We start from the raw sequence: 757 nt of genomic DNA, 5'->3' as shown, positions 1-757 counted from the left end.
GCTGCCGTGCGACGCGTTCCCCGCCTCGGCTCCGGCGGACACGCTCCCCGGGCCGTCCTCGACGAGATCCTCTCCCGACAGCGCCCATCCCCCGACGCGCAGCTGGTCGCCCTCCCGCACCCGCGTCGCGGCCGCCTCCCCCTTCGCGTCGCGGACACGCACCAGCCGCACCTCCCAGGCGCCGCGCACGACCGACACGACGTCGAGCACCGGCCCCGTCTCGGTGACGCGCGCCGCCGCACCGCCGCCCACGTCGAACGCCGACACGAACTCCCGGTGCCAGTGCACCCGCCCCGACGACCCGCCGAGCAGCGTCCCTCCGCGCTCGCGGAGCGTCCCGGTCGAGAAGCCGGAGCGGTGACTCGGGCGACCGTCCCGCACCAGGGCGGCGGTGCCGTCGAGCGGCTCCGTCAGTCCGGGCGTGCGGAGCACGGGCGCGGTCGCCGTCGAGTAGCCGAGTTTCGCGTAGAGCGGCGCGTCCGGATGCCGCTCTCCCGGAACGCCGTGGTCGGTGCCGTGGTTGACGATGCGCACGACACCGTCCTCCTGGGTGCCGCTCGCGAGCCACCCGGGCGCGGCGAGCACCCGCGCGAACGACCCCGCATCGATGGGCAACGGTTCTTCCACGGCCGTCCATACCGGATGGGCGGCGGGCAGCGCGAGCGCGAACAGCCCCTTCGCCGCCCAGGACGGCGACCCCGGGCCCGAGTAGTCCTGCGCGAGCGCCCGCCACGCGCCGTGCCAGCCCAGCGGGAGC

The 757-nt window shown here is 76.5% G+C and carries 1 protein-coding gene; it reads right to left on the bottom strand.

Annotated elements, in window-relative coordinates; all coding sequences use genetic code 11:
• Positions 1-757: DUF2264 domain-containing protein (locus DW309_RS00480; RefSeq protein ID WP_136044212.1), on the bottom strand; the 757-nt coding region annotated here is incomplete at both ends.

Origin of the sequence: Microbacterium sp. K41, assembly GCF_004794395.1 — a bacterium.
GTDB lineage: Bacteria > Actinomycetota > Actinomycetes > Actinomycetales > Microbacteriaceae > Microbacterium > Microbacterium sufflavum.
Note: the sequence above shows the minus strand (reverse complement) of the source record. Positions and strands in the feature narration are given on the sequence as shown.